Genomic DNA, 23278 nt, shown 5'->3' with positions numbered 1-23278 from the left:
CGGCCGTTACCCCGTTCGGAGGAGGTGCCCATGCGAATTCTGCTGGTCGAAGACAACCGTGACATCCTGGCCAATCTGGCCGATTACCTGGGCATGAAAGGCTATACCGTCGATTGCGCCCAGGATGGTCTGTCCGGTCTGCATCTGGCGGCAACCGAGCATTACGACCTGATCGTGCTCGACATCATGCTGCCCGGCATCGACGGCTACACCTTGTGCAAGCGCCTGCGTGAAGATGCCCGGCGCGACACTCCGGTGATCATGCTCACTGCGCGCGATCAACTCGACGACCGGCTGCAGGGCTTCAAGTCCGGTGCCGACGATTACCTGATCAAACCGTTCGCCCTGTCCGAACTGGCGGCGCGCGTCGAAGCGGTCATGCGCCGTGCCCAAGGCGGCGGTCGCCGCGCGTTGCAGGTCGGTGATCTGAGCTACGACCTCGACACCCTGGAAGTGACCCGTGAAGGCAAGCTGCTCAAGCTCAACCCGGTCGGCCTCAAGTTGCTCGCGGTGCTGATGCAGAAGAGCCCGCACGTGCTGCGTCGGGAGATTCTCGAAGAAGCGCTGTGGGGCGACGACTGCCCGGACAGCGACAGCCTGCGCAGCCATGTTCACCAGTTGCGCCAGGTGATCGACAAGCCATTCGCCAAGCCACTGCTGCACACCGTGCACGGTGTCGGTTATCGCTTGGCCGAGGGCCGAGATGGAGTTTAAGCAGAGCCTTTCCCAGCGGATCATCATCGCCTTTGCGCTGATGAGCGCACTGGTGGCCGGCGCTTTCGCCATGGGCATCGTGGCAACGGTGCACCTGGTGGAAGAGAAACTGATTTCCGCAGGGCTGGGCGGCGACCTGCAACGGCTGCTGTTGATGGACAACGTCTCGGACTGGAGCCATCGCCCGGAGCCAGATCAGTTGTTCTATTTCAGCGGCGGGCCCGGGGATTTCGAGCTGCCCAAGGATCTGCGTCATCTCGATGCAGGTTTCCACGAAGTGTTTCGCGAGCAGCTGTCCTATCACGCCATGGTCGAAGTGGTCGATGGCCGGCGCTACGTGCTGCTGCAGGATCAGAGCGATTTCGAAGAGCGCGAGCGCGTGCTGTTCGCCGTGGTGCTGGTGGGCTTCGTGCTCAGTCTGGCGCTGGCGGTGTTTCTCGGCTGGGTGCTCGCGCGCAAGGTGATGGCGCCGGTGGTGCGGCTGGCCCGGCAGGTGCGCCATCGCGATCAGTTGCTCGGCCTGGCGCCACCCCTGGCACCGGATTACGCCGCGGATGAAGTCGGTGAACTGGCAGTGGCGTTCGATGCCACGCTGGGCCGGTTGCGTCAGGCGTTGACCCGCGAGCGGCTGTTCACCAGCGACGTCAGCCATGAATTGCGCACGCCGCTGATGGTCCTCGCCAGTTCCTGCGAACTGCTGTTGGAAAACCCCGGCATCGATCAGCGCGGTCGCGCCCAGGTCGAGCGTATCGCCCGCGCCAGCGAGGAAATGCGCGAGCTGGTGCAGACCTTCCTGACGCTGGCGCGCGCGCAGAACGAAGAGGCCGGGGCAGCGCCGCAGCAGAACCTCACGCAAGTGGCCGAAAGCCTGCTGTGCCTGTGGCGCGAGCCGATCGAGCGCAAGGGCCTGACGCTGATGTTCGAGGCAGGCAACCCTCCAGACACCCGTTACAACGCGACCTTGCTCAACGCGGTGATGGGCAATTTGCTGCGCAATGCACTGCATTACACCGAGCAGGGTTTCATTCGCCTGACCCTCACCGCCAACGGCTTCGCCGTCGAGGACTCGGGCGTGGGCATTCCCGAGGAAAAACGCGAGGCGATGTTCGAGCCATTTGTGCGCGGCAGCGAGAAGCGGGGCGAGGGTCTGGGCCTGGGGTTATCGCTGGTGCAGCGCATCTGCGAAAACCAGGGCTGGACGGTCAGCCTGAGCACAATGGAGCCCAATGGCTGCCGATTCGAGGTAGATCTTGGCGTGAATGCAGGCAAATAGTGTCTCGAGCCTACTCCCGCCCACCTGTCTAAATCCTGTATAACGTTGTAATACTTTGCAGATTTACCTGACAGAATTTTCACAATTGGATGACCTGACGCTGACACGTCGCTGCCTAAGGTGACGTCATCAGAACTCAGGAGTCCAGATGATGGCCGGCCCGATCAAGCTCGATTTTTCCGAAAAGTACGACGACCAACACGCACAACGCTACCTGCGCAAGCACAAGGAGAGCCTTGGCCGCCGCCTGTCGCACTGGCGCGACGAGCAATTGGGGCGCAAGGCCTTGGCGCTGGCGGGGGATCCCGGGCTGGTGCTGGACCTGCCCTGCGGTGCAGGGCGCTTCTGGCCGATGCTCGCGGAAAAACCCAATCGGGTAATTATCGGTGCGGACAATTCCGAGTCGATGATCAATACGGCGCTGCAAGGTCAGCCGGCCGAGGTGGTCAAGCGCGTACAACCGCTGCACACCTCGGCGTTCGATATTGCTCTGCCGGATAACGCGGTCGACAGCATCTTCTGCATGCGTCTTCTTCACCACATCGGTGAAGCCGAGCACCGTAAGGTGATCCTGCGTGAATTCGAGCGGGTCACCCGTGACAGCGTGATTGTTTCATTGTGGGTCGACGGCAACTTCAAAGCCTGGAAGCGCAAACGCGCTGAGCTGGACCGGCCAAATCGCGATTACCAGAATCGCTTTCTGATTCCGGCAACGACGATCGAGAAAGAATTTGAACAGGCGGGTTTCCGCATTCAGGAACAACTGGACTTTATACCGCTCTATGCGATGTGGCGGGTTTACGTATTACGCAAGAGGTAGAGGATGGCAGTGCAAGCAGCGGTTGGAGCGGGTATCGCTCCACAGGATGGTTTCGATTATTACTGGGCCCAGCGCGGCGAATGGGTTGAAGAGCCCAACGTGCGCCGCGGCGGTGAAAGTGGTGTGCAGCGTATCGTCGGCCGTGACGGCCAGTTGCTGTACGCCAAGCGCCAGACCGGGCACATCTATCGCAGCTGGTTGCACCCGTTCGGTCGCCCGACCGTATTGCGTGAACTCGATGCACTGACCGGCGTAAGCAAGCTCGGCGTACGGGTTCCGCAGATCGTCTTTTGCGGCGCTCAACCGGATCCGCAGCACAAGTGGCGGGCCCTGCTTGTCACCAGATCACTCGACGGCTTTCAGGAACTGGAACACTGGCTGGCCGCTGCTGGTGGCCGCGATCAATGTGGCGACGTGGTTTACGAGCGTGTCCTCAAGGACCTCGCCGAGAACCTGGCGCGCATGCACAAGGGTCGCTGGCAGCACAGCTGCATCTACATCAAGCACGTGTTCGTACGGGTGATCGGTGAAGGCGAAGCGGCGCAGGTTGAAGTGGCGCTGATCGATCTGGAGAAATGCCGCCAGCGCCTGACCGCCTATCGCGCCGCGCAGCATGACATGAAGCAGCTGCGTCGCCATTCGTCGTTCCGCGATGCCGACTGGAAAAAACTCGTCTACTTTTATGAGACGGCGTTTGGCAGCGCTATCAAAGGTTTATAGCGATGAAACTCGAAATTGCACGAGGTTTGTTCCTGGTTGGGGCCTTGGCAGTTGCTTCACTGGCGGTGGCTGCCTGGGAGCAGCCGCGCATGCAGGTCATAGGAGCGTCCGGGAACGACGCTTTCTGTTCGGTTCCACGGGTGGCCAAGGCCTCCGTGGCGACCCAGCCCGATCATGATTTGTTGTTGTTCATGTTCGGACTGTCCCAGGGAATGAGGCCAGCCAGTTGAAACGAATGAAGCCCAAATAAAAGGCCTCGCAAATGCGAGGCCTTTTTTTACACACCGCTCCCCCTGTAGGCGTGAGCCTGCTCGCGATAACGGTGTGTCAGTCAACATTATGGAAACTGACATACCGCTATCGCGAGCAGGCTCACTCCTACAAAGAGCTATGTGGTGGGTTTGGGATCCGGTTTCGCCAGGAAGGTGTAGACACACGGCAGCACGAACAACGTAAACAACGTGCCAATCGACATCCCCGTGGCGATCACCATGCCGATATCAAACCGGCTGACCGCTCCCGCGCCGGTCGCCAGAATCAGCGGCACCATGCCGAACACCATCGCCGCCGTGGTCATCAGTACCGGACGCAAGCGAATCGCCGCCGCTTCCTCCACGGCTTCGCGGGCAGTCAGGCCCTTGTCCTTGCGCAACTGGTTGGCGAACTCAACGATCAGGATGCCGTGCTTGCTGATCAGGCCGATCAGCGTCACCAGCCCGACCTGGGTGTAGATGTTCATGCTCGACCAGCCAAGGAACAGCGGAATCAGCGCGCCGCAAATCGACAGCGGCACCGTCACCAGAATCACCAGCGGATCACGGAAGCTCTCGAACTGCGCGGCCAGCACCAGAAAGATTATCGCCAACGCCAGGGCGAACGTGACCCACAAGGCACTGCCTTCCTGCACGTACTGGCGCGAGGCGCCGCCGTAGTCAAACGCAAACCCGGCCGGTGCTTCTTCACGGGCGATCTGCAGCACGGTATCGATGGCTTCGCCCATGCTCACCAGCGGGAAACCGGAAATCTTCGCCGCGTTGAGCTGCTGGAACTGGTTGAGCTGGCGCGGTCGTGCGCGGTCGCTGACCTTGATCAAGGTCGACAGTGGCAACAATTCGCCCTGAGTGTTTTTCACGTAGTAGTTGTTCAGCCAGTCCGGGTTGTCGCGGTAGGCCCGTTCGACCTGGGCGATGACCTTGTAGCTGCGCCCGTCGATGGTGAAGCGGTTGATCTCCGCCTCGCCAAGCAAGGTCGCCAGCGTGCCGCCCAGATCGAGCATCGATACGCCCATCTGCGCAGCCTTGTCGCGGTCGATATCGACCACCACTTCCGGTTTGTCGAACGCCAGATCGAGGTCGACGAAGGCGAACTTGCCCGACTCCATTGCGCGCTTCTCGATACGCTCGGCAACTTGCAGCAGCAACTCGTAGTCATTGGCGGTGTTGACCACGAATTCGAACGGCAACCCTTCACCGGTGCCGGGCAAGGAGGGCAGGTTGAAGCCGAAGATCTGCAAGCCGGGAATGCTCTCCAGCTTGCTCTGCACCTCGGGGAGGATTTCCATCTGCGTACGGCCGCGCTCGTTCCACGGTTTGAGCAGGAAACCGCCGATGCCGGCCTGCACGCCGTTGTAGCCGTTGATCTGGAACGAAGAGTAGTACTCGGGAAACTCTTTGAAGATGGTGATGAATTGGTCGGTGTAGGTGCTCAGGTAGTCGAGGTTGGTCGGCTGCGGCGCGCTGGCCATCATGAAAATGATGCCCTGGTCCTCGTCCGGCGCCAGTTCCGACTTGGTGAACTTGAGGAACACCGGAATCAGGCACAGCACGATCACCGCGAACACCAGCACCACCGGCCGGGTATTGAGCGTGCCGTGCAGCATGCTCTGATAACGACGCTTGAGGCCTTCGAAAACCCGGTCGAGACGATGGGCCAGTCCGCTGGGATTCTCTTCGTGGCGCAGCAGAAACGCGCACATCATCGGCGACAGGGTCAGGGCGACGACGCCGGAAATCACCACTGCGCCGGCCAGGGTCAGGGCGAACTCCTTGAACAGTGCTCCGGTCAGCCCGGTGAGAAAACCGATCGGCGCGTACACCGCCGCCAGGGTGATGGTCATCGACACCACCGGCATGGCGATCTCGCGGGCGCCTTCCAGGGCAGCATCGAACGGCGTCTTGCCTTCTTCGATGTGCCGGTGGATGTTTTCCACCACGACGATCGCATCGTCCACCACCAGACCGATGGCCAGCACCATTGCCAGCAGCGTCAGCAGGTTCATCGAGTAACCCATCATCTGCATGAAGAACATCACGCCGATCATCGACAGCGGGATGGTCACCACCGGGATCACCACCGAGCGCAGTGCGCCGAGGAACAGGAACACCACGACGATGACGATCAGCACCGCTTCGAACAGGGTTTTCACCACCTCATCGATCGAGGCTTGAATGAACAGTGTGGCGTCGTAGGCGATTTCGCTTTTCAGGTTCGGCGGCAGCTGCGATTCCAGCTCGGGCATCAGCTTGCGCACTTCCCTGATCACGTCCAGCGGGTTGGCCCCGGGCGTGGCCTTGATGCCGATGTACACCGACGGCGTGCCGCCGAACGAACTGATCGAGTCGTAGTTTTCCGCGCCCATTTCCACCCGCGCGACATCGCGCAGCAGCACGCGGCTGTCGCCGTCGACCTTGAGCGGAATCGCCGCGAAGGCTTCGGCGGATTTCAGTTCGGTGTTGGCATTGATGCTGGTGACGGTGTACTCGCCTTTCACCTCACCGGCGGCGGAGAGGAAGTTGTACTGACGCACCGCAGCGGTGACGTCGGCGGCGCTGAGGCCGAAGCCGGCGAGTTTCACCGGGTCGAGCCACAGGCGCATGGCGAATACCTGATTGCCGAGGATTTCCGCTTCGGCCATGCCTGGCAGCGTCGCCAGTTTCGGCTGGATGACCCGCGACAGGTAGTCGGTGATCTGCGGGTTGCTCAGGTCCTTGCTGAAGAAACTGATGTACATCAGCGCCGAAGCGTCGGCAGATTCCTTGCTCAGCACCGGGTCTTCAGCGTCCTGCGGCAGCTTGTTCTTGACCTCGTTGGCCTTGGCCAGCAACTCGGTGAACAAGCGGTCGGTGTTGGCGCCAATGCGCGCGTAAATCGAGATCACCGAGAAGTTCTGCCGGCTGACCGAGGTCATGTAGTCGATGCCCTCGGCGCTGGCCAGGCTCTGTTGCATCGGTTGGGTGATGTAGCCCTGAATGGTCTCGGCGTTGGCCCCGGGGTAAGCCGTGGTCACCGTGATCAGGGCGTTTTCCATTTGCGGGTACTGGCGCAGCGGCAGCTTGCTCCAGGCCTGGAAGCCCAGCAGCACAATCAGCAGGCTGACCACGGTGGCGAGCACCGGGCGGCGGATGAACGGATCGGTAAAAGCCATGGGGATTCCTTGATCAGTCGGCGCGAGGCGGACTGTTCTGCTCGCCGAGGGTCTTGTCGTCGCTGATGGCGATGTGGGCGCCGTTGTCCAGTTTGATCTGGCCAGCCGTCACCACCTGTTCGCCGCTCTGCACGCCCTTGTTGATCATCACCAGGCCATCACGGCGTTCACCGGTCTCGACGAAACGACGTTCGGCGATCAGCAGCGGTTGGCCGTTGTCATCCTTGGCGACGCTGCCGTCCTCGGCTTTTTTCTGCCCGACCACGTACACCGAGTTGCCGTACAGGGTGTAGGTGATCGCGCTCTCCGGCACCACGATGTGTTTCTGCGGATCGGGCAGCAGCACCTCAAGGCTGGCGAACATCCCCGGCAGCAGCTTGCCGTCGGGGTTGGCCAGGGTGGCGCGGACGAGGATGTTGCGCGTGGTGCTTTCGACGATCGGGTTGATCGCGCTGATCTTGCCGGTAAAGTTCTGCCCCGGGTAAGCGGCAACGGTGAACTGCACGGGCTGGCCGATGGCGAGTTTCGGCACCGCTTGTTCCGGTACGTAGAAGTCGGCGTAGAGGCTGCTCAAGTCCTGCAGCGTGGCGATTTTGGTGCCGCTGGCGAGGTAGTCGCCGACGTCGACCTGACGGATGCCGATGGTGCCGCTGAATGGCGCGAGGATGCGCTTTTTCGCCAGTGACGCGTTGAGCTGATTGACCGTGGCTTTGTTCTTTTGCAGCACGGCGGAGAGGCGGTCGTATTCGCCTTTGGAGATCGCGCGGCTGTCGACCAGTTGCGCGCCACGGCCGAAGTCCAGTTGCGCCAGGCCGAGATCGGCGCGGGCGGTTTCCAGCAGGGCGGTTTCCACGGCGCTGTCGAGTTGCAACAACGGTTGGCCGGCCTTGACCTTCTGCCCGGATTCGAATTTGAGTTCCGTGACGGTGCCGGCGACTTCCAGGCTCAGGTCAACGCCTTGCAGCGCCTTGAGCGAACCGACAGTGGGCAAACGCATCTGCCACGGCTGTTCGCCGGCCGTGGCCACGGCGACGCTGATGGGTGGTTTCGGTTTGGAAAAGCCCTGGATCATCGTGTAGATCGAAAAGGCCTTGTATCCGCCCAGCACCAGGACGAGCAGCAAAACAACACCCAACATGATCAGCATGCGGCGACGCAGCATATGTCCAGTTCCTTGGATAAATCATGAGACAGGCGGGCACATTACTCCGAGTACAGGGGGGATTCCAACTGGCAGTTATTACAGGTACTGCACACCCGAATCCATGTGGCGAGGGAGCTTGCTCCCGCTGAGGCGCGAAGCGGCTCCTCTTTTTGTGCAAAAGCGGGGCCTGCTGCGCAGTCCAGCGGGAGCAAGCTCCCTCGCCACAAATCGGGTGGTGCCTAGGCCATCAGATGGAGATGGTTATCCCAGAGCCCCGCCGGCAATTCCAGCGGCTTGGCCAGCAGTTGTTCCTGGCGGCAATCGTAGTAGCGGCAGCGGCCCTGACCCGAGGTCACGACAAAGCCATCCTTCACCGCACCGACGCCGGCGCAATCAGGCAGCGGCGCATCGAGGCGCAGTTCGCCGCTGTCCAGATCCCAGATAAAGAAGCGGTTGCCACGCGGCGCGGTCAACGCGACCAGACGCAGATCGCTGTGCACCGCGACGCTGGCCGTGTAGTGCCCCATCGCCTGCAGCTGTTGCTCGGCCACCGGGAACGCCACGAACGGTTGCCCCGGCCGTTTGATCGCCAGCAGCTCCGAGCGCTCGTGGGACGGCCCCATGAATTGCTGGCCGGCGACGATGGTGCCGTCACTGGCAATGCCCAGGTGACGCACGCTGTTCATCTGCTGGGCGAGGGTTTCCTTGCTCAGCAACGTGCCGTCGCGCTGCATCAGTACCAGGCTCGGCTCCATGGCGTTGAGGTTCATGTCGACGCGGCTTTCCGCCTCGGTACGAATCCCGCCATTGGCCACCACCAGCGTCTCGCCATCGGGCATCCACGACACTTGATGCGGGCCGAGGCCGTGGGTGGAGATCTCGCCCGTGTGCACCAGTCGCTCGCCCTCGAACTTGTACACGCCGAGCAGGCCACGGCCGGGATCGGTGGTGTCGTTCTCGGTGGCGTACAGGTATTCGCCGTCCTTGTGCACCACGGCGTGGCCGTAGAAGTGCCGGTTCGGTTGCGAGGTCACGGTCTGCAGCAACTTGCCGTCGCGCAGATCGATCAGGTAACTCTCGGTACCCGGACGCCGCGCAACGAACAGCGCCAGCGGCTGCGTCGGATGATTGATGATGTCGTGGCATCGCTGACCGACGTGGGTGGCGAACACCCGCGTGCCGTCGAGCCGATAACCGACGGCGTAATGCTTGCCGTCGCTGTCATCGCGCGCCGACAACAGCAACGGGCTCTGATCCTTGCGTTTGAACAGCGTCCAGCCGCCCAGCGTCACTGCTCCCAGCAGTGCACTACCTAAAGTCAGAACCTGACGTCGCAGCATGGCACTCGCCCTCATCAGTCACCGTCGTTGGCATTGAAGCCCAGTTGGATGCCCAGCGCCTTGGCCAGCTCGCCTTCATGCAGGCGATGGACGACGTTGAGGCTGTCGTAGATATCGTTGAGTTGCTGGCGACCGGGGTCGTCCTCGAGCATTTCGCCGAGCGAACGCTGGGTGCTGTCGAACAGCTTCAGCGAGGCGGCATAAGCGGCGTCGATCTTGTCCGCCAGGGGTTTCTGCTCGGCTGGCAACAGCCCGCGCAGGCCTTTGTTGTCGACGCCTTCCCAAACGGTTTTGGCCGCGGCAAGGCTGGCTTCCAGTGCGGTCAGCGACGACTGGCTGCGCCACGCATCCGCCTGGAACGGCTGCGGCACGCCTTTGCTCTGACGGCCCATCGGCGTACCGAGTTTTTTCTTCAGGGTATCCAGTGCAGTGACTTGTACGCGTAGCAGATCGGCGATCGCTTCGTGGGAGTCGGCGTAGCGCTGGTTGGGGAACTTGCTCATCTGCGCGAGCATGCCGTCGGTGTTGTTCCAGCCCTGCAGAATTTCTTCGGCCAGTTGCTTCTGACGCTCGCCGATAGCGATCAACAGCGGGCAGTACTTGGCTTTCTGCGCATCGTTGGCGACGTCAGGCTTGGCGTCAAAAAGGATGTATTCGTAAGCCGACAGGCCTTGCACCACGACGCTGGATTTGGCCAGCGCGGCGGCATCGATCTGCGGCTGGGCGACGACCAGTTGCTCGACCTGACGGCCGACGAGGTTTTTCTTGTCCGGCCAGAACTGCACTTGCCACGAGCGATTGCCCTCGGCCAGCGGGCCGATCAGCAGCGGTTGCAGCTCGGCCCAGGCTTTCTGCGCGTGGAGGAAGTCGGCGCGGGCGGTTTCCAGGCTTTCCTTGCCCTGGCAGTAGGCGAGGGCGCTGACCGCCAGTTGCCGGTCGGCTTCGACCCAGCGGGTGTAGGTCGGCAGGATCACCGATTTGGCGATCGCCGCCGAGGTGACCGCTTGCGGATCCTGCGGCGAGCAGGCGCCGAGGGCGAGCGCGGCAAGGCTGGTGAACAGTAACTTGGGACGGAACATGTCGGGCTCCCGATGCGTTTTCAGTATTTAAAGTGAGTTCAGAAATGCCAGCAACGCAGCGCGCTGCTCGGCATTGAAAGACAAAACCTGTTGCTGCGCAGCCGTCGCTTCGCCGCCATGCCAGAGCACCGCTTCGAGCAGGTTGCGAGCGCGGCCGTCGTGCAAAAACTGCGTGTGACCGCTGACCGCTTGCGTCAGACCAATCCCCCACAACGGCGGCGTGCGCCAGTCGCGGCCGGAGGCCTGAAATTCCGTGCGGTTGTCCGCCAGTCCTTCGCCCATGTCGTGCAGGAGCAAATCGCTGTACGGACGAATCACTTGATTGGCCAGCTCAGGTTCGGCGGCGTTGGCGGCGGTGGTGTATTTGGGCGTGTGGCACGACTGGCAACCGGCCTGGAAAAACAGGTTCTTGCCGGCCAGCACCTGTGGGTCGTTGACGCCACGGCGCGCCGGCACTGCCAGATTGCGGCTGTAGAACAGCACCAGACGCAGGATGTTGTCGCTGACTTCCGGTTCGCCGTCCGGGCCATTGCCGTTCGGCGCCTGTTTGCAGGCGGTCTGCGCCTCGGTGCAGTCGTCGAAAGGCCGCAGGCTGGTGGTCAGGCCCATGTCACCGGAGAACGCGTGAACATTCTGCTGGTTGAGATTCGGCTGCCCGGCTTTCCAGCCGAACCGGCCGATCACGGTTTTCTGCAACTGGTCATCCCAAACACGGTTGGGCCGGCCATTGATGCCGTTGTTCTCTTTCACCTGGGCGGCGGCGTTGGCGAGGATCGCCTCTTCGGGGATCGCTTCGAGCAGGCCCAGACCAATCATCGGCGGCGCCACCCGCGCGGAGAAACGCGTGTCCGGATGCATCGGGCCGTAACCGAGTTGAGTGATCTGCAGGGTCGGTTTGCGCAACTCCACTTGCGTGCCGTCCTTGAACCGTACGGGCACTGGCGTGTAGTCGACGCGCACCTTGCCTTCCGGGGCGACGCCGGGCACGGCCATGTCCTGGAACTGCCCGCCATACACCGGCTCCGGCACCACGCCGAGCTGTTCGATGATTTTGGCGTAGGGCGGCGCGTCGGGAATCGACAGGCGCACCAGCATCGACACCGCATTGGTCGCATCAGGGGCCGGCGGATGACCGCGACCGTCCTTGATGTGGCAGTTCTGGCAGGCGTTGGTATTGAACAACGGGCCGAGGCCGTCGCGCGCCGTGGTGGTCGACGGCGCAATTACCCACGGGCTGCGGAAGAAGCTGTTGCCGACACTGAAATCCACCCGCCGCGACGGAGGCAGGTTGGCCGATGGCAGGGAGAACGCGGTCTGATCACTCTTGCGCACGGTCGCCGCACCGCCCGATCGCGCTTCACCCGGCTCGGCCTTGGTGAAACGCGGGGCGTCATCGCAGGCACTCAGGCCCAGGGCCAGCAACAATGCGGACAAGCGAAGCGGCAACGACGGCATCAGACATCCTGCAAACGGGCGAAAACAAAGGCGCAAAGTCTAACAGGGCAGGGGAGTTTGAATAAGAGGAATTATCGTTTGCTTGATACAGCGCAAGCCTTGAAGCGCGTGCCAACACTGTGGGAGCGAGCCTGCTCGCGAAAGAGACGCCCGACGCGCTGAAAATGCCGCGCCGGATAAGGCCTTCGCGAACAGGCTCGCTCCCACAGGGACAGCGGTGTGCCAGGTATGAAAAAGGCGACCCGAAGGTCGCCTCTTTTTGACGCGGACGCGGTGATCAGAACTCGTGATCGGCGTTGTCCGGGTTCAGGTCGCTGATGCCCAGTTTGCCGGCAGCGGCTTCGATCGAGCCGGTCTGCTTGACCAGCGCGGCGATGGCGTCTCGAACAACCTGGTTGCCAGCGGTGTTGCCGGCGGCGATCAACTGGTCGTAGTGCTCACCCTTGTTGGCGTGATCGACCATGACCTGGATTTTCGCTTCGGTCGCGGCCAGATCGGCTTTCAGTGCGGTGTCGGCGGCCGGGTCGGCCTTGGCCACCAGCGACGACAGGCTGGCGCCGGTCAGCTTGGTGCCGTCAACCCGGGTGTACTCGCCCAGATAAACGTTACGCACGCCTTTGGCATCGTAGAAGTGCGAGTAGTGGGTGTTGTCGCTGAAGCAATCCTGCTCGTCTTCAGGGGAGTTGGCTTCCAGGGAAACCTTCATGCGCTCGCCCGCCAGTTCACCCAGGGACAGGCTGCCCATGCCGAAGAGCATTTTGCGCAGGCCGGTTTCGCCTGGCTCGGCTTCCAGTGTGGCGCGGTAGTTGTCGGCCACGTTCGGCTTCCAGTTACCGACCATTTCTTCCAGATCGCTGACCAGCAGTTGGGTCACGGCTTTCAGGTAGGCACGACGACGCTCGTTGTGACCACCGGTGGCGCCGGCGCCTTCCAGGTAGTCCGAGGCCGGACGGTTGCCAGCGCCCGGGCCGGTACCGTTGAGGTCCTGGCCCCAGAGGAGGAATTCGATGGCGTGGTAGCCAGTCGCAACGTTGGCTTCGGAACCGCCCAGCTCATTGAGGCTGGCGAGTTTTTCCGGGGTGATCTCTTTCACGTCGACCTTGTCTTCGCCGACCTGAACTTCGGTGTTGGCGATGATATTGGCGGTGGCGCCCGGGTTACCCAGTGCGTGCTCGTAGGATTTGTCGACGTAGTCGATCAGGCCTTCGTCCAGCGGCCAGGCGTTAACCTGACCTTCCCAGTCGTCAATAATGGTGTTGCCGAAGCGGAACACTTCGCTCTGCAGGTACGGCACGCGCGCGGCAACCCAGGCAGCCTTGGCGGCTTTCAGGGTGTCGGCGTTCGGCTTGGCGAGGAACGCGTCGACGGCGGTTTGCAGGGTTTTCGCGGTGGATTCGGCATCGCTGTAAACGGCGAAGACCATGTCGGCGTAGTGCGCGACCACAGCCTTGGCGGCGGCATCGTCAACTTTACCGGCAGCAGGAGCAGGGGCAGCGGCCGGCGCCGGGGCTGGAGCAGCGCTGCTGGAAGCCGGAGTCATTTCGGAGGCTTTTTCTTTGTCCTTGCCTTCACCGCAACCGGCGAGGGAAATAGCGATGGCCAGCAGACTGGCGGTAGCCAGAGGCATACGAATCATGGCGAACATCCTGCTTCGGTAGTTGAGTGGACTGGCGCCGGGGGCGCGCAAAACTGCGACATAATGCAAATCTTTCGCATTATGTGTAAAGGCGTGGGTGGAAATATTTCTTATTTGCGCAAGAAGATCAAAAGATCGCAGCCTCGTTGCACTGTAGGAGCTGACGAGTGCAACGAGGCTGCGATCTTTTGATCTTTAAAGAATCGCCGCATTGCTGCGTTGCGCCTGCTTGAGGTAAATACCCAGCTCCCGCGCCGGCAGCGGTTTGCTGTAGTGGTAGCCCTGACCTTCGTGGCAACCCTCGGAAATGATGTAGGTTTCCTGCTCGGCGGTCTCCACGCCTTCGGCAATCACCTGCATGCCCAGGCTCTTGCCCAGTTGAATGATCGCGCGAACGATGGTCGCGTCATCGTCGTCATCCAGCAGATCCTGGACGAAGCTCTTGTCGATCTTGATCTTGTCCAGCGGCAGGCTTTTCAGATAGCTGAGGGATGAATAGCCGGTGCCGAAGTCGTCGATCGCAATCAGTGCGCCGGAGCGGCGCAGGCTCAGCAGATGCTGGGCGGCGGTGGTGATGTCTTCCATCAGGCCGGTTTCGGTGACTTCCAGTTCCAGACTGCGCGGCGGCAGGCGGTACATTTGCAGCAGGTTGTTGACCACCCGCGGCAGCTCGGCGTGGTGCAGTTGCACGGTCGACAGGTTGACCGCCATGCGCAGATCGACAAAACCCTGATCATGCCACTCGCGCAATTGCTTGCAGGCCTGGTCGAGCACCCACTCGCCGATGGCGATGATCGTGCCGTTCTGTTCGGCCAGCGGAATGAACAGGTCCGGCGGCACCAGGCCGTGTTCGGGGTGCTGCCAGCGAATCAGCGCTTCGACACCCACTACGCGATGATCGCGATAACTGATCTGCGGCTGATAGACGAGGTAGAACTGGTCGCGGATCAGCGCATCACGCAGGTCTTTTTCCAGCTCGCGACGGCGGCGCATCTCGCTGTCGACGCTGGCGATGTAGAACTGATAGCGGTTGCGCGAGCGGGTCTTGGCCAGGGTCATGGTCTGCTCGGCTTTCTGCAACAGCTTCTCGGTGCTGTCGCCGTCCTCCGGGAACAGGGTGATGCCGATGGTCGCGCGCAGGCGGATTTCCTGATCGTCGAGGGCGAAGGGCGCCTCCAGGTCATCGAGAATGCTCTGCGCCAGTTCCGCTGCTTCGTAAGGTTGTTCGATGTCGGCCTGCACCAGGGCGAACTGATCGCCGCCCAGGCGGGCAAGGGCGCCGAGACGACCGCTGTGGGCGCGCAAGCGATCGGCCAGGGCCAGCAGCAACTGGTCGCCGGTCTGGTAGCTGAATTGTTCGTTGATGCCTTTGAAATCATCCAGGCCGACGCACAACACCGCGACGCGGCGCTGCAACTTGCCGGCATCGACGAGAATCTTGTCCAGCTGCTGCTGCAATTGCTGGCGGTTCGGCAGACCGGTCAGGAAGTCGTACTGGGCCATGCGCAGCAGGCTGTTTTCTGCTTCGTGGCGCAGGTGGGTGTTGCGTTCGATGGACTCGAGCAACTGGTTGGCGGTGTTGATCCACAGGCCCAGCTCGTTTTTTTCGTGGCCCTTGAGCTGCGGAATCTTGTGCTCGCTGGGACGATCCGGGTTGATTTCGGTGAGGTGCTCGATGATCCGCGACAGCGGTTTGGTCAGCAGCCAGTGATAGACCAGATACAGCACCAGTCCCATGGCGAGTGCGCGCAGTACGCCGGAAATGAAGATGATCACCGAGCTGACAATGAAGCCTTCGCCATAGGTTGCGGTGTCGAGGGTGATGCTCAGGTCGCCGTAGTATTCGCTGTAGGGGCCACGGCCGACCAATTGCGTGGTGAAGGTGCGTTCCTGACCGAGAATCAGGTCGGTCAGCCAACGGCTGTTGGAATGCTGCAATTCGCGGGATTTCTGCGCGAGCATCGCTTCATTGGGATGACCAATGGAGGCCTGGCGCACGGCGTCGTCCTGGAACAGCCCCTCGATCACCTGCATGCCCATTTCCCGGTCCAGGCTATAGACCGCCTGGGTCGAAGGATCGCGGAACATGTCGAGGATCCGCTCGGCGTCACCGGCCACCGCCTGACGGGTCTTGTAGGCATCGAAGACAATCTGCGCGCAGCTCAAGACTACGCCTACGATCAATGCCGACAGGAGCACGACCCGGAGCAACTTCACCGACAAGCTGTTCTTGAGTTCCAGCTTCAAAGGGTTATTCCTTGTTCCGTGCGGGTAGCGTCAAGTTGCCATGAGTATTGGCAATCCCGGGTTGGCAGTCAAAGGGACAATCAGGCACGGGAAAATTCGCCGGTATCCTGGCCGCGATGTCGTCATTTGAGTAATAGCTCTGAATTACTGTGTCGGTTGCAGTGGCCCGCAACTTGAGCACCGGGTCAAAGATTTTTTCCTGTCTCTGATGGTAGTCGGCTGTCGGCTGGCAGCAAACGGCGCGAAGCTGTTTTTGCCGTGCGACAAACGCCATGCGCAAGGCATAAAAAAACCCGGCCGAAGCCGGGTTTCCTGTCTGGCGCGCAGCTTAAGCGGTGAAGGTCTTGCCTTCGAACTGCTCGGCCACGAACTTCCAGTTGACCAGGTTCCAGAACGCTTCAACGTACTTCGGACGCAGGTTGCGGTAGTCGATGTAGTAAGCGTGTTCCCAGACGTCGCAGGTCAGCAGCGGGGTGTCACCGCTGGTCAGCGGGTTGCCGGCGCCGATGGTGCTGGCCAGGGCCAGGGAACCGTCAGCCTTTTTCACCAGCCAGCCCCAGCCGGAGCCGAAGGTGCCGATCGAGGTTTTGCTGAATTCTTCCTTGAACTTGTCGAACGAACCGAACGCTGCGTTGATGGCATCTGCCAGTGCGCCGGTTGGCTGACCGCCGGCGTTTGGCGCCAGGCAGTTCCAGTAGAAGGTGTGGTTCCAGACCTGAGCGGCGTTGTTGAAGATACCGCCCGAGGAAGTCTTGACGATCTCTTCCAGGGTCTTGCCTTCAAACTCGGTGCCTGGCACCAGGTTGTTCAGGTTCACGACGTAGGTGTTGTGGTGCTTGTCGTGGTGGAACTCCAGGGTTTCCTTGGAGATGTGCGGCTGCAGGGCATCGTGTGCGTAGGGCAGCGGCGGCAATTCGAAAGCCATGATGATTCTCCTAATCAGGTCTGTTGCGGTGAGCGCAAGGCCGATCACGGGCGGCCGGAAATGCACCGGCGAGTTTTTACTCTTTGCGGCGCAGGGTTCGGATCATAGCACCGGGGTCGCGCCTTAACCACGCAACAACTGTGTGGGATAGAGGTTCCAGAGCCTTCAGCATTAATTCATCCGGCGATGATCAACTGCGCGGCCACGGCGAACATCATCAACGCCACCACCAGATCGAGAATGCGCCAGGTGCTCGGCCGGGCCAGCCACGGTGCCAGCCATGCGGCGCCGAGAGCCAGGGTGAAAAACCACAGCAGCGAGGCGCTCGCCGCGCCGACTACATAAGCGCCGGGCACCGATTGCTGCGCGCCCAGCGAGCCGATCAATAAAACCGTATCCAGATAAACGTGGGGATTGAGCAATGTCACCGCCAACGCGCTGAGCATGACCGCGCGCAGGGAGCGTACGGTCTGGTTCTCGCCTTGCTCGAGGCTCTGCTTGGAGCAGGCCCGGCGCAGCGCCTGGCTGCCGTACCAGATCAAAAAGGTCGCGCCGCCCCAACGGGCAATCGCCAGCAGGGTCGGGTTCTGCGCGAGAATCGTCGCCAGGCCGAACACCCCGGCCGCCACCAGAATCGCGTCACACACCACGCACAATGCCGCCACGGGCAAATGGTGTTCACGGCGCAGGCTCTGCGCCAATACAAACGCGTTCTGCGTGCCGATCGCCATGATCAGGCCGAACGCCACCAACAGGCCGTTTACATAGCTTTGCCACATGGAAAATATCCTTGAAAGAGAGTGCTTGCTGGCTATTCTCCGGTGTGGCGCTGTATAAGAAAAACCAATAGTACTGATCGCCCATTAGGAAAACTGATGTTCGACTATAAATTGCTTTCTGCGCTGGCCGCGGTGGTCGAGCAGGCCGGATTCGATCGCGCTGCACAGGTTCTCGGCCTGTCGCAGTCGGCGATCTCCCAGCGCATCAAGTTGCTCGAGGCGCGCGTCGGCCAGCCGGTGCTGGTACGCGAAACACCGCCATCGCCGACCGAAATCGGCCGGCGCTTGCTCAACCATGTGCAGCAGGTGCGTTTGCTTGAGCGCGACTTGCAATCGGCGGTACCGGCGCTGGACGAAGAAGGCCTGCCGGATCGCCTGCGCATCGCCCTCAACGCCGATAGCCTTGCCACTTGGTGGGCTGGCGCCGTTGGCGATTTCTGCGCCGAGCAGCATTTGTTGCTCGATCTGATCGTCGAAGACCAGACCGTCGGCCTCAAGCGCATGCGTGCCGGTGAAGTGGCCGCATGCCTGTGCGCCAGCGAGCGCCCGGTGGCCGGCGCACGCAGCGTGTTGCTCGGTGCCATGCGCTATCGCGCGCTCGCCAGTCCGGCCTTCATCGCCCGGCATTTTCCCGATGGCGTACGCGCCGAACAGCTTCCACGCACCCCCGCACTGGTGTTCGGCCCGGACGATTTCCTCCAGCATCGCTACCTGGCGCTGTTGGGCGTCGATGGCGCGTTCGAGCACCATTTATGCCCGTCCTCCGAAGGCTTCATTCGCCTGACCGAAGCCGGCCTGGGCTGGGGGCTGGTGCCGGAACTGCAAGTGCGCGAACAGCTGGAGCGCGGCGTGCTGCGCGAATTGCTGCCAGATAAACCGATCGACGTGCCGTTGTACTGGCATCATTGGCGCAATGGCGGCCAGTTGCTGAACCTGCTCACCGAACAACTGCTGCGCGCCTCAAAGCAATGGCTAGTGGCTTGAACGCAGCGGCAAGCGTCAAGCTGCAAGCGGCAAGAACAAACACCGTTTCAACTTGCAGCTGAAAGCTCGAGGCTTGCAGCTGCTCCCCTGGAGTTTTTGATGAAGATTTTGGTTACCGGCGCCAGCGGCTTTGTTGGCGGGCGCTTTGCGCGTTTCGCCCTGGAGCAGGGCCTTGAACTGCGGGTCAACGGTCGCCGGGCCGAGAGCGTCGAGCATCTGGTGCGCCGGGGTGCGGAGTTTGTGCCGGGCGATCTGACCGACGCCGATCTGGTACGCGACCTCTGCCGCGACGTCGAAGCGGTGGTGCATTGCGCCGGTGCCGTCGGCGTGTGGGGGCGTTATCAGGACTTCCATCAGGGCAATGTCCAAGTCACCGAAAACGTTGTCGAAGCCTGCCTCAAGCAGCGCGTGCGGCGGCTGGTGCATCTGTCGTCGCCGTCGATCTATTTTGATGGCCGTGACCATCTCGGCCTGACCGAAGAGCAAGTGCCCAAGCGCTTCAAGCATCCCTACGCCGCGACCAAATATCTGGCCGAGCAAAAAGTCTTCGGCGCACAGGAGTTCGGTCTGGAAACCATCGCCCTGCGCCCGCGTTTCGTCACCGGCGCCGGTGACATGAGCATCTTCCCGCGACTGCTGAAGATGCAGCGCAAGGGCCGTCTGGCGATCATCGGCGACGGTTTGAACAAGGTCGACTTCACCAGCGTGCAGAACCTCAACGAAGTCATGCTCAGCAGCCTCTTGGCGGCTGGCTCGGCGCTGGGCAAGGCCTACAACATCAGCAACGGTACGCCGGTGCCGCTGTGGGACGTGGTCAACTACGTGATGCGGCGGATGGACGTCGATCAGGTGCGCAAATATCGCTCTTACGGTCTGGCCTACAGCGTCGCGGCGCTCAATGAGGGCGCGTGCATGCTCTGGCCCGGACGTCCGGAGCCGACCCTGTCGCGCCTCGGCATGCAAGTCATGAAGAAAAATTTCACCCTGGATATCAGCCGCGCCCGGCATTATCTCGACTACGACCCGAAAGTCAGCCTGTGGGCTGCCCTCGATGAGTTCTGTGCGTGGTGGAAAGCTCAGGACATTCGTTGAAACGATTCGGCCGGGCGGCAATGAACCGCGTTGCGGCTTGAGGGTCAATGCCTGCGGCTGCGGCGGTTATACTTCGCAGCATTTAGCCATCACCGCGTTTGCCAAAGGTTGCCTCAATGTCCATGCGAAACGATGCCCACGACGACGATTTCGATAACGTGCCAAGCCTGCGCGCCGATCCGTTCGACGACGATGACATCGCGCCCAGCCCCCGCACTTCCGTGCATTCGCGCACAGCGCCCGTGGTCAAGGTCAAGACCTCCAGCACCGGGCCGCTGTGGGCGCTGGTCGGCGCGTTGTTTTTCGCCTTCATCGGCCTGGCCTGGTGGAGCTTCCAGCAGATTTCGCTGATGGAGCAGCAACTGGTCGCCACTCAGGAAAGCTTTGCGCGCATCAGCGAAGAAGCGGCGGGGCGCCTGCAGGATATTTCCGGCAAGGTCGTCGCCAGCCAGAGCAACGTCAGCAGCGACAGCGAAGCGCTGAAGCTGCAGATCAAACAGCTCGAAGGCAAATTGCTCGATCAGAGCAAGCAGCAGCAAGGCGTGGCCGGTCAGGCCAGCGAGCTGGACAAGCGTCTGGCGCAGATGACCGCGCAGACCACTGAACAGCAGAACGCCAATACGCAATTGCAGGCGCAGGTCAAAGCCCTGAGCGCCGAACTGGCGACCATCAAAAGCACGCCGGCCGATACCAGCAAGGTCGATGCGCAGTTGAAAGCTTTCGATGCCCAGTTCAAGAGCCTCGGCGCCGATATCGCGGCGCTGAAGAAACAGGGCAACCCGAGCGCGGCGATCGATCGTCTGGAGCAGGACATCGTGGTGTTGAAAAGTCAGCAGGACAATCGCCCGGCCGCGCCACAGGGTGGCGGCAATACCGCCGAGTTCGATGCGTTCCGCGCGCAGATGACCCGCAACCTCAACACCTTGCAGGCGCAGATCCAGAACCTGCAGCAACAGATCAATTCCCGCCCGTAAGCGCCGATCGAGGCTGGCGAGCATTGCTTGTCAGCCTCACGGCGCAATGTTCAGAAATGCTCTGAATATCTCTACATGACCGCAAGCCGTCTACGCTCTTGAAACACCAAAAAGAACGAGGGATGCGCTATGGGGTTTTTGCATAAGGTGGCCTGGCTCGGCCTGCTGTTGTTGGCCGGTTTCGGCCAGGCCAGCGCCGCCACCGCCGCCAAGGATGACAGTCAGGCGGCCATCGCCCTGCTGGAAAAAGCCTTGGCCTACTACCACGACAATGGCGACAAGGCGTTCGCTGCGTTCAGCCGCCAGGGCGAATTCGTCGACAAGGATCGCTATGTCTTCGTCCTCGACACCAAGGGCGTCATGCTTGCGAGTGGCGGGCCGTCTTCGGCGCTGATCGGCCGCGATGTCAGCGAAGTGCTCGGGCCGGATCTGCAGAAGGCGTTCAAGGACGCGCTGAAGGTGCCGGAAGGCAACGGCATCCAGCAGGCCGAATACCGCTGGCAGAACTGGGCCGACGGCAAGGTCGAGCGCAAGCATGTGTTCTATCAGCGCGTCGGCCAGCGCATTCTTGCCGTCGGTTACTACTTGCCGCGGGCATCTGCCGAGCAGGCCAAGGCCTTGCTGGATAAAGCCGCGACGGATCTGGGCAAGGACGAGAAGGGCACGCTGACCGCGATCAACTCGCTCAAGGGCGGTTATCTGCAGGACGATCTGTATGTGTTCGTGGTCGATCTGAACAACCAGCGTTACGTCGCACACGGCACCAACCTGCGCTTGATCAACACTGATTTTGGCAAGGTCAAGGACCCGGAAGGCAAGCCGGTGGGCGAGCCGATTCTGGCGCTGATCGGCAAACAGGATGAAGGCGAATACGAATATCGCTGGAAAAACCCGGTGACCGGCAAGATCGAGGACAAGCATGCCTACCTGAAAAAGGTCGGGCACTTCCTCGTTGCGGTGGGTTACTACAGCCCTTGAGCGAACGCCGTTCCTCTGTAGGAGTGAGCCTGCTCGTGATGCGGTGTTTCATACAACAATGATGTCGACAGGCATACCGTCATCGCGAGCAGGCTCACTCCTACAGGGTTTTGCGGTGCTTGTGCTATTTCGCGTCGTGCTCGCGCCCGCGCAGCAGGTTGTTCGGCATGGCAATCGCCGCCGCCAGCCCCAGCAGCGACACCGCCGTGCTGACCCAGAGCAAGTGTCGGAAGGTCACCAGCAGTTCCGCGCGCAGGGCGTTCTGTGCATCCCCCGGCGCGGCGTTCAGGCCATCGAGCAGGACATTGCCAGAATGCCCTTCGCTGATCAGCGAACTGTTCGCCAGGTGGGCGAAACTGGAGTCGTGCAGCAACGCGAGCAACAGCGCCGACATCAACGCCACGCCTACCGCACCGCCCAGTGAGCGAAACAAGTTGGTGGTGCTGGTAGCGACGCCGATGTCGCGTTGTTCCACTGAGTTTTGCGTACCGACCAGCGAGGTCGGGAACTGCATGCCGCCGGCAATACCACTGAGCAACATGAACAACCCGCTGAGCAACGTCGCTTGCGGCGGACTGAAGGCCATGCCGAGAATCGAGATCGGCATCAGGATCGCCCCGGTGAGAATCTGCGGTTTGTAGCGTCCGGTAATCGACGTGCGGCGGCCGGCGAAATAGGCGCCGATCGGCAAGCCCATCGCCAGCGGCAGCAAGTGCAACGCGGCGCTGTCGGCGCCGGCGCCGGTGACGCTTTGAAAGCGCAGCGGCATCAGCACGATCAGCGAGATGGCCTGGAAACTGGTGAAGAAAATCGTGCACCAGCACAGCAGGGCATTGCGGTTGGCGAACAGGTGCATCGGCAGCAACGGCTCGCGTGCCCGGCGCTCATGCCAGACGAACAACGCCAGGACGATCACGGCGCAGGCGAGCAGGCCGAGCACTTCGCTGCTGCGCCATGAATGGCCCTGGCCGACTTCGGTGATGCCGAGCAGCAATGCAGTCAGACCGATGATCATCAGCACCGTGCCGAGGTAATCGATCACCGGTTTGCGCTGCGGAATCGGCAAGCCGCGCAGGTTGCGCCGCGCCACCCACCACGCGCCGAGGCCCAGCGGCAGGTTGATCAGAAACACCCAGCGCCACGACAGGTATTCGGTCATGTAGCCGCCGAGCACCGGCCCGGCAACGCTGGCCACGGCGTACATGCTGCTGAAGTAACCCTGATAGCGCCCGCGTTCACGCGGTGGGACGATGTCGCCGATGATCGCCTGACTCACCGAGATCATGCCGCCAGCACCGATGCCCTGAAGAATGCGCGCCAGCACCAGCTGCTCCATGCTTTGCGCCATGCCGCAGAACAACGAGGCGAGGGTGAACAGGCCCATGCCGAACAGCATCAGTTTGCGTCGCCCGTACAGGTCGCCGAGCTTGCCGTAGATCGGCACCGCGACGGTCATCGCCACCATGTAACCGGAAATCACCCAGGCCAGCAGGCTGACGTCCTTGAACTGCGCGGAGATCGCCGGCATCGACACGGCGACGATGGTCTGGTCCAGCGCACCAAGAAAGATCGCCATCATCAAGGCGACCAGCACGCTGCGAATGGCCGGTTTGGGCGTTTCAGGCTGATTGAGAGTGGTCACGGAAAACCTGCGGGCAGTGATTGACCCGCACGGGCAAGGCGAGCGGGTAAGT

General features: G+C 61.6%; 19 protein-coding genes. 9 read left to right on the top strand and 10 right to left on the bottom strand.

The features are described from left to right. Positions 1-30: 30 nt before the first annotated feature. The 5 genes from colR (at position 31) to LIS66_RS21120 (ending at position 3757) form a co-directional block, all read left to right on the top strand. Positions 31-714 carry a two-component system response regulator ColR gene (colR, locus tag LIS66_RS21140; protein ID WP_016773421.1) on the top strand — a complete coding sequence of 228 codons (684 nt, stop codon included), beginning with the start codon at positions 31-33 and terminating at the stop codon, positions 712-714. Continuing rightward, positions 704-1987, top strand: a complete 1284-nt coding sequence (locus tag LIS66_RS21135; protein ID WP_042607353.1) for a sensor histidine kinase — start codon at positions 704-706, stop codon at positions 1985-1987. Before colR ends, LIS66_RS21135 begins: the two co-directional genes overlap by 11 nt. Before the next feature lie 151 nt (positions 1988-2138). Continuing rightward, a complete protein-coding gene (locus LIS66_RS21130) occupies positions 2139-2807 on the top strand; it encodes a class I SAM-dependent methyltransferase (RefSeq protein WP_042607352.1) in 669 nt (222 codons plus the stop codon). 3 nt (positions 2808-2810) lie between these two features. Further along, positions 2811-3527, top strand: a complete 717-nt coding sequence (locus LIS66_RS21125; protein ID WP_083353478.1) for a lipopolysaccharide kinase InaA family protein — start codon at positions 2811-2813, stop codon at positions 3525-3527. A gap of 2 nt (positions 3528-3529) precedes the next feature. Next, positions 3530-3757: a hypothetical protein gene (locus LIS66_RS21120; protein WP_042607350.1), complete on the top strand. Its 228-nt coding sequence runs from the start codon at positions 3530-3532 to the stop codon at positions 3755-3757. A gap of 158 nt (positions 3758-3915) precedes the next feature. On the opposite strand, the gene LIS66_RS21115 is transcribed toward LIS66_RS21120, so the two are convergent. From LIS66_RS21115 to LIS66_RS21075, 9 genes are all read right to left on the bottom strand, one after another. Continuing rightward, positions 3916-6951: a multidrug efflux RND transporter permease subunit gene (locus tag LIS66_RS21115; protein ID WP_227972979.1), complete on the bottom strand. Its 3036-nt coding sequence runs from the start codon at positions 6949-6951 to the stop codon at positions 3916-3918. 13 nt (positions 6952-6964) lie between these two features. Continuing rightward, positions 6965-8113, bottom strand: coding sequence for an efflux RND transporter periplasmic adaptor subunit (locus tag LIS66_RS21110; protein ID WP_064365075.1), 1149 nt, complete (start codon positions 8111-8113; stop codon positions 6965-6967). Positions 8114-8334: 221 nt separating this feature from the next. Beyond that, positions 8335-9435 (bottom strand): DUF1513 domain-containing protein, encoded by a 1101-nt coding sequence (locus LIS66_RS21105; protein WP_083353476.1) that lies wholly within the window; start codon positions 9433-9435, stop codon positions 8335-8337. A 14-nt stretch (positions 9436-9449) separates the two neighbouring features. Beyond that, entirely contained in the window at positions 9450-10514 is a 1065-nt protein-coding gene (locus LIS66_RS21100) for an imelysin family protein (protein ID WP_116659051.1), read from the bottom strand. A gap of 27 nt (positions 10515-10541) precedes the next feature. Next, entirely contained in the window at positions 10542-11969 is a 1428-nt protein-coding gene (locus LIS66_RS21095) for a di-heme oxidoredictase family protein (protein ID WP_227972978.1), read from the bottom strand. A gap of 277 nt (positions 11970-12246) precedes the next feature. Beyond that, positions 12247-13605 (bottom strand): imelysin family protein, encoded by a 1359-nt coding sequence (locus LIS66_RS21090; RefSeq protein ID WP_116659279.1) that lies wholly within the window; start codon positions 13603-13605, stop codon positions 12247-12249. 195 nt (positions 13606-13800) lie between these two features. Continuing rightward, positions 13801-15852, bottom strand: coding sequence for a putative bifunctional diguanylate cyclase/phosphodiesterase (locus tag LIS66_RS21085; RefSeq protein WP_042607344.1), 2052 nt, complete (start codon positions 15850-15852; stop codon positions 13801-13803). Positions 15853-16180: 328 nt separating this feature from the next. Continuing rightward, positions 16181-16777, bottom strand: coding sequence for a superoxide dismutase (locus LIS66_RS21080; RefSeq protein ID WP_016773431.1), 597 nt, complete (start codon positions 16775-16777; stop codon positions 16181-16183). Between the two features lie 176 nt (positions 16778-16953). Next, positions 16954-17556, bottom strand: coding sequence for a LysE/ArgO family amino acid transporter (locus LIS66_RS21075; protein WP_016773432.1), 603 nt, complete (start codon positions 17554-17556; stop codon positions 16954-16956). A 96-nt stretch (positions 17557-17652) separates the two neighbouring features. On the opposite strand from LIS66_RS21075, the gene LIS66_RS21070 reads away from it, so the two are divergent. From LIS66_RS21070 to LIS66_RS21055, 4 genes are all read left to right on the top strand, one after another. Further along, positions 17653-18540 (top strand): LysR family transcriptional regulator ArgP, encoded by an 888-nt coding sequence (locus LIS66_RS21070; protein WP_042607343.1) that lies wholly within the window; start codon positions 17653-17655, stop codon positions 18538-18540. 99 nt (positions 18541-18639) lie between these two features. After that, a complete protein-coding gene (locus LIS66_RS21065) occupies positions 18640-19632 on the top strand; it encodes an NAD-dependent epimerase/dehydratase family protein (protein ID WP_042607342.1) in 993 nt (330 codons plus the stop codon). Between the two features lie 116 nt (positions 19633-19748). Continuing rightward, positions 19749-20606 (top strand): ATPase, encoded by an 858-nt coding sequence (locus LIS66_RS21060; RefSeq protein WP_042607341.1) that lies wholly within the window; start codon positions 19749-19751, stop codon positions 20604-20606. 129 nt (positions 20607-20735) lie between these two features. Next, a complete protein-coding gene (locus LIS66_RS21055; RefSeq protein ID WP_042607340.1) occupies positions 20736-21584 on the top strand; it encodes a cache domain-containing protein in 849 nt (282 codons plus the stop codon). A 124-nt stretch (positions 21585-21708) separates the two neighbouring features. Here the strand turns inward: LIS66_RS21055 and LIS66_RS21050 are convergent, their stop codons facing one another. Beyond that, a complete protein-coding gene (locus LIS66_RS21050) occupies positions 21709-23226 on the bottom strand; it encodes an MDR family MFS transporter (protein ID WP_042607339.1) in 1518 nt (505 codons plus the stop codon). Positions 23227-23278 lie beyond the last annotated feature (52 nt).

The sequence above is a fragment of the Pseudomonas sp. HN2 genome (genome assembly GCF_020736465.1).
Lineage (GTDB): Bacteria > Pseudomonadota > Gammaproteobacteria > Pseudomonadales > Pseudomonadaceae > Aquipseudomonas > Aquipseudomonas moraviensis_A.
Note: the sequence above shows the minus strand (reverse complement) of the source record. Positions and strands in the feature narration are given on the sequence as shown.

Coding starts and splice junctions, on each gene's coding strand:
- colR (WP_016773421.1), top strand. CDS start 31: ATGCGAATTCTGCTGGTCGAAGACAACCGTGACATCCTGGCCAATCTG.
- LIS66_RS21135 (WP_042607353.1), top strand. CDS start 704: ATGGAGTTTAAGCAGAGCCTTTCCCAGCGGATCATCATCGCCTTTGCG.
- LIS66_RS21130 (WP_042607352.1), top strand. CDS start 2,139: ATGGCCGGCCCGATCAAGCTCGATTTTTCCGAAAAGTACGACGACCAA.
- LIS66_RS21125 (WP_083353478.1), top strand. CDS start 2,811: ATGGCAGTGCAAGCAGCGGTTGGAGCGGGTATCGCTCCACAGGATGGT.
- LIS66_RS21120 (WP_042607350.1), top strand. CDS start 3,530: ATGAAACTCGAAATTGCACGAGGTTTGTTCCTGGTTGGGGCCTTGGCA.
- LIS66_RS21115 (WP_227972979.1), bottom strand. CDS start 6,951: ATGGCTTTTACCGATCCGTTCATCCGCCGCCCGGTGCTCGCCACCGTG.
- LIS66_RS21110 (WP_064365075.1), bottom strand. CDS start 8,113: ATGCTGCGTCGCCGCATGCTGATCATGTTGGGTGTTGTTTTGCTGCTC.
- LIS66_RS21105 (WP_083353476.1), bottom strand. CDS start 9,435: ATGCTGCGACGTCAGGTTCTGACTTTAGGTAGTGCACTGCTGGGAGCA.
- LIS66_RS21100 (WP_116659051.1), bottom strand. CDS start 10,514: ATGTTCCGTCCCAAGTTACTGTTCACCAGCCTTGCCGCGCTCGCCCTC.
- LIS66_RS21095 (WP_227972978.1), bottom strand. CDS start 11,969: ATGCCGTCGTTGCCGCTTCGCTTGTCCGCATTGTTGCTGGCCCTGGGC.
- LIS66_RS21090 (WP_116659279.1), bottom strand. CDS start 13,605: ATGATTCGTATGCCTCTGGCTACCGCCAGTCTGCTGGCCATCGCTATT.
- LIS66_RS21080 (WP_016773431.1), bottom strand. CDS start 16,777: ATGGCTTTCGAATTGCCGCCGCTGCCCTACGCACACGATGCCCTGCAG.
- LIS66_RS21075 (WP_016773432.1), bottom strand. CDS start 17,556: ATGTGGCAAAGCTATGTAAACGGCCTGTTGGTGGCGTTCGGCCTGATC.
- LIS66_RS21070 (WP_042607343.1), top strand. CDS start 17,653: ATGTTCGACTATAAATTGCTTTCTGCGCTGGCCGCGGTGGTCGAGCAG.
- LIS66_RS21065 (WP_042607342.1), top strand. CDS start 18,640: ATGAAGATTTTGGTTACCGGCGCCAGCGGCTTTGTTGGCGGGCGCTTT.
- LIS66_RS21060 (WP_042607341.1), top strand. CDS start 19,749: ATGTCCATGCGAAACGATGCCCACGACGACGATTTCGATAACGTGCCA.
- LIS66_RS21055 (WP_042607340.1), top strand. CDS start 20,736: ATGGGGTTTTTGCATAAGGTGGCCTGGCTCGGCCTGCTGTTGTTGGCC.